Genomic DNA, 7,930 nt, shown 5'->3' with positions numbered 1-7,930 from the left:
CGTGCTGGTCGGGCCGGAAGGCCTGGCTACTTGTACCGGTAGACGATGCGGCCGCGGGACAGGTCGTAGGGAGACAACTCCACCACCACCCGGTCCTCGGGCAGGATGCGGATGTAGTGCTGCCGCATCTTGCCGCTGATATGGGCGAGAACCTTGTGACCGTTTTCCAGCTCAATGCGAAACATCGCATTGGGCAGTGGTTCGACCACTCGACCCTCAACCTCGATGGCACCGTCTTTTTTCGCCATTGCCCTCGGGCGATCCTCCGTGTCCTGCCGTTTAGCTCTGCGTTGCTGAACGTGATCTGCGCAGCGTCAGCCGCGACTACGTAACGTGAGCCGATGACAGGAGATTCCGTGAATATCCTTGAACAGGGCACGCAAGAGCCGACGCGGACGCCGCACCGTCATTCCACGATACCCGCATCGCTATCGCGCGCCAAAATCCCCCGCTACCGGGGCACAGATGACAAGCTGGTCCGATGACGGCCACGGCATCGCCCAAACCCGACCTGGGTCGCTACGGCGTGTGGACCGCCGGCCCACCAACGCCCGAGCAGGCCGCCGAGATCGAACGGCTCGGCTACGGCGCGGTCTGGGTGGGTGGATCGCCGGCCGCCGATCTCGCGTTCGCCGAACCGATCCTGGCGGCGACGTCGACTCTGCAGCTGGCGACCGGAATCGTCAACATCTGGTCGGCGGCGGCGCAGCCGGTCGCCGAGTCCTATCGCCGCATCGAAACGGCTTTCCCGGGCCGGTTTCTGCTCGGTGTCGGTGTCGGCCATCCCGAGGTCACCCAGCAGTACCGCGCCCCGTATGAGGCGCTGGTGGGCTATCTCGATGCGCTAGACGCCGCGGGGGTGCCCGCCGGCCGGCGCGTCATCGCCGCCCTGGGCCCTCGGGTGTTGACGCTGGCGGCAGAGCGCAGTGCAGGGGCGCACCCGTACCTGACCACCCCGGAACACACCGCGTGGGCACGGGAACTGGTCGGCTCCGCGACGTTCCTGGCGCCGGAGCACAAGGTGGTGTCCCCCGCAGGCGGGAGGGACCCCCAGTCCACCGACACCACCGCGGCGCGCACCCTCGGGCACGACGCGATCGGCATGTATCTGCGGTTGTCGAACTACGTGAACAACTGGCGCCGGCTCGGTTTCACCGACGACGACGTTCGCCCACCCGGCAGCGACCGGCTGGTCGACGCCGTCGTCGCCCACGGCACCCCCGAGGCCGTCGCCGCCCGCCTGGACGAGCACCTGACGGCCGGTGCCGACCACGTGACCATCCAGGTGCTCGGCGGGTGGAAGCGGCTGCTGCCGACGCTGATCGAACTGGCCGGGCCGCTCGCGTTGACACCGCCGGGCTGACGGTTTCGGCAGTTCAGGAACAAGGTCAGGACACCGACAGCCGTTGCACAAACCCTGCACGGTTGATGTGTTTTCGATACCGATGTAACTTCGATGTATGATTCGGACGCAGGTCCAGCTCCCCGATGAGCTTTACCGCGACGCCAAGCGGCTCGCGCGCGAGCACGAAATCACCCTTGCCGAGGTTGTTCGTCGCGGGCTTGAACACATGGTGCGGATTTACCCGAGGCGCGAGGTGACGTCGGACGCCTGGCAGCCGCCCACGCCGCATCGACTCGGTCCATTTCGTGCATCCGAAGAAGCGTGGCGCGAACTCGCCAACCAGACGTGAGTCTGCCGTGCTCTCGATCGATACGAACATCCTGCTCTATGCCCAAAATCAGGATTGCCCCGAACACGACGCCGCCACCGCCTTCCTCGTCGACTGCGCTGACCGGACCGACGTCGCCATCTGTGAGCTCGTACTGATGGAGCTGTACCAGTTGCTGCGCAATCCCGCGGTGGTGACGCAACCACTCGACGGCCCCGATGCGGTGGAGGTCTGTCAGACGTTCCGCCGCAACCGGCGATGGGCGCTCGTCGAGAACGCCCCGGTGATGAGCGAGGTGTGGGCGGTGGCGGCCAAGCCCGGAATTGCTCGCCGGCGCCTCTTCGATGCCCGCCTTGCACTGACGTTGCGCCACCACGGTGTCGATGAGTTCGCCACTCGAAACGTCGACGACTTCACCGAGTTCGGCTTCTCCCGCGTGTGGGATCCGGTAATGACGGACCGCTGACCCGCGTTTGCCGGCCAGTTGGACGCGCTACCGACGGCCAGTTGGACACGCTGCCCACGGCCAGTTGGACACGCTGCCCACGGCCAGTTGGACACCAACTGCTCGGCTAGTTGGACAGGGCATGGCATACTCGCCGGTGTGGAGCGACCGGCACAAGACCTGGTTCCGCGGCATGCGCTCGCAGTCATCGAGAGTGCCTTGGGCGACACGCGCATCGTCTTGGTCAACGGTGCACGCCAGGCAGGCAAGAGCACGCTCGCTGGCCTGGTGTCGGCGTACCGGCCGGGCTCGGAGTTCCGTAGCCTCGACCAGTCGCAGTGGCTCGCGGCGGCGCGAGACGACCCGACCGGGTTCGTGCGGCACGACGGGCTACTGGTGGTGGACGAGATTCAACGCGCGCCCGAGCTGTTCCTTGCTCTCAAGTACGAAGTCGACGTCGATCCACGACCGGGCCGCTACCTGCTGACCGGTTCGGCCCGAATCCTGGGTCTCAGACAGCTGCCCGATGCACTTCCGGGGCGAATGGAGACCATCGAACTCTGGCCGTTCTCCCAGGGCGAGATCGAGCGGCGGCTCGATCGGTTCGCGGAGCGGATCTTCGCGGTCTGCGACTCCCAACTGCCGGATCTACCGGCGACCAATCGCAACGAACTCGCTCTGCGGATCATCCGCGGTGGATTTCCAGCGGCGGTCGAAAGAACTGACGAACGCCGTCGCACCCGGTTGCTTGCAGGCTATGTCACGGATCTGATCGACCGTGATATTCGCCAGCTCTCCGACATCGGACGTGAAGACGAACTCCGGCGAATGTTACAGCTGGTCGCGGTGCGGACCGGCCAGTTGCTGGTCGCATCACAGCTCGCGAACGATCTGAGCGTCAGCGGGCGGACAGTGCTGCGCTACCTGGAACTATGCGAGGAGATCTTTCTGATCAAGCGAGTTCCCGCCTGGTCGTCGAACTTGGCCAAGCGGGTAATCAGGTCGCCGAAGGTAGCGTTCGTCGACTCCGGCGTCGCCGCCTATCTGCTGGGTCAGAGCTCACGCCGCTTGAGCGAGTTGACGAGCACGGCCCTCGGTCCGCTTCTGGAGGGATTTGTGCTGATGGAGCTGGCACGCCAACTGACCTGGGCTGACGACGAGATCCGTTTGTACCATTACCGCACCAAAGACGGAGTCGAGGTCGATGCAGTGCTGGAGACGAACGACGGCCGGATCGCCGGCATCGAAGTGAAGGCGTCCGCCACCGTCACCAGCGCCGATTTCCACGGCCTTCGACACTTGCAATCGCAGGCCGCCGACGCCTTCACCGCCGGTGTGGTCCTGTATGCCGGTGACGCATCTCTGAGCTTCGGTCCCCGCCTCAAGGCGCTCCCAGTCAGTGCTCTGTGGCGGCTGTAGTTGCTTCCAGGAGAGGGCGGCAGCTGTTGCGATGGTGTGCTCCAGGAACAGGGGGCCATTTGCACCGTCTTGCCGCTGGACGCGCGCACCATCGGCGCCGTTCTCACCCTGCGGCAAACCCTGTTCAACGATCTCGCCATGGACACGCCGCTAGCCGCTTGAGGACCCCAAGCAAGTCGGCCATTTCACATCGACAACAATTTGTCGGAAGTTGATCCTCAAGCGGCCACATAATGTTGCCCCGAGTCCGAGAGGTCGCGATGACAGGTAGTGGGTTCCGATGGATGTCCGTCGGGGTGGTGGCTGGCGGCGCCGGCCTGTTGGCTGTGACGGCGATCATGCATTCGGCGTTCGCCTATGGCGCCCCGCCCCCGCTGCCGCCGCCGGTCCCGGAGACGACGGAGGTCATGGGCCCCAGCGGCGTGCCGATACCGGATACGGCCTACATCGACGCCGTCGACAATCTGTACCTGCAGCCCAATCTGCCGGGGACCACTCCGGCGGTCCTGTTCACTCCCGAGGGGCTCTACCCGATCACCGGCGTCAAGACCTTGCCACTCGATACGTCGGTGGCTCAGGGCGTGACGATTCTCGACGACACGCTGCAGCCGTACATCCAGGCCGAAACCCCGGTGGGTGTCTCCGGCTACTCCCAAAGCGCCATCATCTCGTCGCTGGAGATGGAGAAGCTCGACCCGGCCGGCACGCCGAGCGATATCCCCCTGCGGTTCGTGCTGATGGGCGACGAGATGAATCCCAACGGCGGAGCCCTCGAACGCTTCGTCGGTCTGAACCTACCGAGCCTGGGACTGAACTTCTACGGCGCGACCCCAGCCGACGACTTCCCGACCACCCTGTACACCGCCGAATACGACGGCTTCGCCGACTTCCCCCGCTACCCCATCAACGTCCTGTCCGACCTCAATGCCGTTGCGGGCATCATCTTCGTACACCCCGACTATGCGAAGTTCACGCTCGAGCAGGTGACGCCGGTGGCTGACGGCGGTCAGGCCATTGCGTTGCCCACCGAAGGCCCCACCGAGACCACCTATTACATGATTCCGACCGAGAATCTGCCGCTGTTAGACCCGCTCCGCGCGATCCCGGTCGTCGGAACGCCACTGGCCGACCTGCTCCAACCGGACCTGACGGCGCTGGTGAATCTGGGCTACGGCAACCCCGACTTCGGGTACTCGACCACACCCGCGAATGTGCCTACCCCGTTCGGGCTCTTCCCCGGCCTCGACGACGTCGACAAGCTGCCCGGGCTGCTGATGAACGGCACACAGCAGGGAATCCAGCATTTCCTGGCCGATGTGTCCAACCCGTCCAGCCTGTTCGACCCCACGTCGGCGGCGCCGCTGTCGTCTCTGGCCGACGTCATCAACTCGCTCTCTGCTGGGGCCTCGTCGGCTTACGCGACTCTTCTTCCGACGGCAGATATCGCCAATGCACTGGTGACCAGTTTGCCGGCATATGACGTCAGCATTTTCCTGGAAAACCTCACCCACCCGCTCGACGCAGTCGGTTTGCCGATCGCGGCCGACACCGGGCTGCTCACACTGGCCGGCGGTGTCGAACTCCTGGTCGTCGCAAGTGGGGTCGCGCACGCGTTCGCCGATGTCGGACTCTGACCGTCCCAGCCACCTCGCCGGCTTGCCACCACCGCCGACATTTACTAGGATGTCCTAGTATCTGACTCGTATCTGCAATTCCATCGTTTCGAGGGCAATCATGACCACGCAGATTCCGCATTTCATCGACGGCAAGCGCACCGACGGTCAGTCAGGGCGAACCGCCGACGTGTTCGACCCGAATACCGGCGAGGTGCAGGCGAAGCTGGCGATGGCCAACGCCGCCGACGTCGACGCCGCCGTGGCGTCGGCCGCCCAAGCACAGCCCGACTGGGCAGCACGCAACCCGCAGCGCCGCGCCCGGGTGATGATGCGTTTCGTCGAGCTGGTCAACTCCCACGCCGACGAACTGGCCGAACTGCTCTCCCGCGAGCACGGTAAGACACTGGCCGATGCGCACGGCGACATCCAGCGCGGCATCGAGGTGATCGAGTTCTGTGTCGGGATCCCGCACTTGCTCAAGGGTGAGCACACCGAGGGCGCCGGGCCGGGCATCGACGTCTACTCGCTGCGTCAGCCGCTCGGCGTGGTCGCGGGTATCACCCCATTCAACTTCCCGGCGATGATCCCGCTGTGGCAGGCCGGGCCGGCGGTGGCGTGCGGCAACGCGTTCGTCCTCAAACCCTCCGAACGCGATCCGTCGGTGCCGGTGCGGCTGGCCGAGCTGTTCGTCGAGGCAGGCCTGCCGCCAGGGGTGCTGCAGGTGGTCCAGGGCGACAAGGAGGCCGTGGATGAGATATTGCGCCATCCCATGATCGCCGCCGTCGGGTTCGTCGGCAGCTCCGATATCGCGCAGTACATTTACTCCACCGCGACCGCCAACGGCAAACGCGCTCAGTGCTTCGGCGGTGCGAAGAACCACATGATCGTGATGCCCGACGCCGACTTGGACCAGGCAGTCGATGCGCTGATCGGCGCCGGCTACGGCAGCGCCGGGGAGCGGTGCATGGCGATTTCCGTCGCGGTGCCGGTCGGCGAGCAGACCGCGGAACGGTTGCGCGCCAGACTGGTCGAGCGGATCAACAACCTGCGGGTGGGCCACAGCCTCGACCCCAAGGCCGACTTCGGCCCGCTGGTCAACTCTGCCGCCGTTGAGCGGGTCAAGGGCTACATCGACGCCGGCGTTGCCTCCGGCGCCGAACTGGTGGTCGACGGTCGCGGCCGCGGCAGCGACGAAATGCAGTTCGGTGACGCGAATCTGGAGGGTGGATTCTTCCTCGGGCCGACGCTGTTCGACCACGTCACCCCGGAGATGTCGGTCTACACCGACGAGATTTTCGGGCCGGTGCTGTGCATGGTCCGCGCCCCGGACTACGAAGAGGCGCTGCGGCTGCCGTCGGAGCACGAGTATGGCAACGGCGTGGCGATCTTCACCCGTGACGGCGACACCGCACGCGACTTCACCTCGCGGGTACAGGTCGGCATGGTCGGAGTCAACGTGTCCATCCCGGTTCCGGTGTCCTACCACACTTTCGGCGGTTGGAAGCGGTCCGGGTTCGGGGACCTCAACCAGCACGGCACGTCGTCGATCCAGTTCTACACCAAAGTCAAGACCGTCACGCAGCGCTGGCCGTCGGGCATCAAGGACGGCGCCGAGTTCCACATGCCCACCATGCAATGACCGGCCCCGGCGTCCTCGGCGTCCTCGGCGGCCTCGATGATGACGAGCGGGAGATCGTCGAGACAGCAGCCACGTTCGCCGACAAGAGAATCGCCCCATATGCACTGGAATGGGATGCCACTCAACACTTTCCGGTGGATGTGCTGCGAGAGGCCGCTGGGCTCGGGATGGCGGCCATCTACTGCCGCGACGACGTCGGCGGCAGCGGACTGCGCCGCCTGGACGGGGTGCGCATCTTCGAGCAGCTGGCCACCGCGGACCCGACGACCGCAGCATATCTGTCCATCCACAACATGTGCGCCTGGATGATCGACCGTTACGGCACCGAGGAGCAGCGCAAGAGCTGGATTCCCCGGCTGGCGTCGATGGACGTCATCGCCAGTTACTGCCTGACCGAACCGGGCGCCGGATCCGATGCCGGTGCGTTGCGTACCCGCGCGGTCGCTGACGGTTCGGACTACGTGCTCGACGGCGTCAAACAGTTCATCTCCGGGGCCGGCGCCTCGCAGGTGTACGTGGTGATGGCCCGCACCGGCCCGGAAGCACAGCCGGGCCATCACGGAATCTCCACCTTCATCGTCGAAAAAGACCGTCCTGGACTGAGTTTCGGTGCCCACGAGCAGAAGATGGGCTGGAACGCCCAACCCACTGCCCAGGTGGTCTTCGATCGCGTGCGGGTACCCGCCGACACCATGCTGGGCGGCCCCGACGGTGCAGGCAGCGGTTTCTCCATTGCGATGAACGGGCTCAACGGCGGCCGGATCAACATCGCCGCGTGCTCGCTGGGCGGTGCGCAGACCGCCCACGACAAGGCCGTCGCCTATCTGGCCGACCGGGAGGCGTTCGGGCGCCCCCTGCTCGACGAGCCCACTATCCGGTTCAGCCTGGCCGACATGGCCACGGCGCTGGAAACCTCGCGGCTGTTGCTGTGGCGGGCGGCGACGGCGCTGGACGAGGATGCCGCCGACAAGGTCGAGCTGTGCGCGATGGCTAAACGCTACGTCACCGACGCGTGTTTCGACGTCGCCGACCAGGCGCTGCAGTTGCACGGCGGCTACGGCTATCTGCGCGAGTACGGTCTGGAGAAGATCGTCCGCGATCTGCGGGTGCACCGAATTCTGGAGGGCACCAACGAGAT

8 protein-coding genes are annotated in these 7,930 nt (G+C 65.6%); 7 read left to right on the top strand and 1 reads right to left on the bottom strand.

Annotation, left to right across the window (positions count from 1 at the left end):
• Positions 1 to 26: 26 nt before the first annotated feature.
• Positions 27 to 248, bottom strand: a complete 222-nt coding sequence (gene infA, locus AC2VOP_RS06055; RefSeq protein WP_003418601.1) for a translation initiation factor IF-1 — start codon at positions 246 to 248, stop codon at positions 27 to 29.
• Positions 249 to 481: 233 nt separating this feature from the next.
• Here infA and AC2VOP_RS06050 point away from each other — a divergent pair, with 233 nt between their 5' ends.
• From AC2VOP_RS06050 to AC2VOP_RS06020, 7 genes are all read left to right on the top strand, one after another.
• Entirely contained in the window at positions 482 to 1,363 is an 882-nt protein-coding gene (locus AC2VOP_RS06050; RefSeq protein ID WP_486960112.1) for an LLM class F420-dependent oxidoreductase, read from the top strand.
• 97 nt (positions 1,364 to 1,460) lie between these two features.
• Positions 1,461 to 1,694 carry an antitoxin gene (locus AC2VOP_RS06045; RefSeq protein WP_486960111.1) on the top strand — a complete coding sequence of 78 codons (234 nt, stop codon included), beginning with the start codon at positions 1,461 to 1,463 and terminating at the stop codon, positions 1,692 to 1,694.
• 7 nt (positions 1,695 to 1,701) lie between these two features.
• Entirely contained in the window at positions 1,702 to 2,139 is a 438-nt protein-coding gene (locus AC2VOP_RS06040; RefSeq protein WP_486960110.1) for a type II toxin-antitoxin system VapC family toxin, read from the top strand.
• A gap of 138 nt (positions 2,140 to 2,277) precedes the next feature.
• Positions 2,278 to 3,537 carry an ATP-binding protein gene (locus AC2VOP_RS06035; RefSeq protein WP_486960109.1) on the top strand — a complete coding sequence of 420 codons (1,260 nt, stop codon included), beginning with the start codon at positions 2,278 to 2,280 and terminating at the stop codon, positions 3,535 to 3,537.
• A gap of 284 nt (positions 3,538 to 3,821) precedes the next feature.
• Entirely contained in the window at positions 3,822 to 5,171 is a 1,350-nt protein-coding gene (locus AC2VOP_RS06030) for a PE-PPE domain-containing protein (protein WP_486960108.1), read from the top strand.
• 100 nt (positions 5,172 to 5,271) lie between these two features.
• The gene (locus AC2VOP_RS06025; RefSeq protein ID WP_486960107.1) at positions 5,272 to 6,792 is read left to right on the top strand and encodes a CoA-acylating methylmalonate-semialdehyde dehydrogenase; all 1,521 of its coding nucleotides are present in this window, start codon (positions 5,272 to 5,274) and stop codon (positions 6,790 to 6,792) included.
• Positions 6,789 to 7,930: acyl-CoA dehydrogenase family protein (locus tag AC2VOP_RS06020; protein WP_486960106.1), on the top strand; the 1,142-nt coding region annotated here is incomplete at its 3' end. The genes AC2VOP_RS06025 and AC2VOP_RS06020, both read left to right, overlap by 4 nt.

The organism is Mycobacterium sp. TH-M106 (genome assembly GCF_057473765.1).
The sequence above is the reverse complement of the archived record's forward strand: the minus strand, read 5'-3'. Positions and strand labels throughout refer to the sequence as shown.

Excerpts from the sequence above, each read along its gene's own strand:
- AC2VOP_RS06030 (WP_486960108.1), top strand. The coding sequence starts at position 3,822 with ATGTCCGTCGGGGTGGTGGCTGGCGGCGCCGGCCTGTTGGCTGTGACG.
- AC2VOP_RS06045 (WP_486960111.1), top strand. The coding sequence starts at position 1,461 with ATGATTCGGACGCAGGTCCAGCTCCCCGATGAGCTTTACCGCGACGCC.
- infA (WP_003418601.1), bottom strand. The coding sequence starts at position 248 with ATGGCGAAAAAAGACGGTGCCATCGAGGTTGAGGGTCGAGTGGTCGAA.
- AC2VOP_RS06050 (WP_486960112.1), top strand. The coding sequence starts at position 482 with ATGACGGCCACGGCATCGCCCAAACCCGACCTGGGTCGCTACGGCGTG.
- AC2VOP_RS06025 (WP_486960107.1), top strand. The coding sequence starts at position 5,272 with ATGACCACGCAGATTCCGCATTTCATCGACGGCAAGCGCACCGACGGT.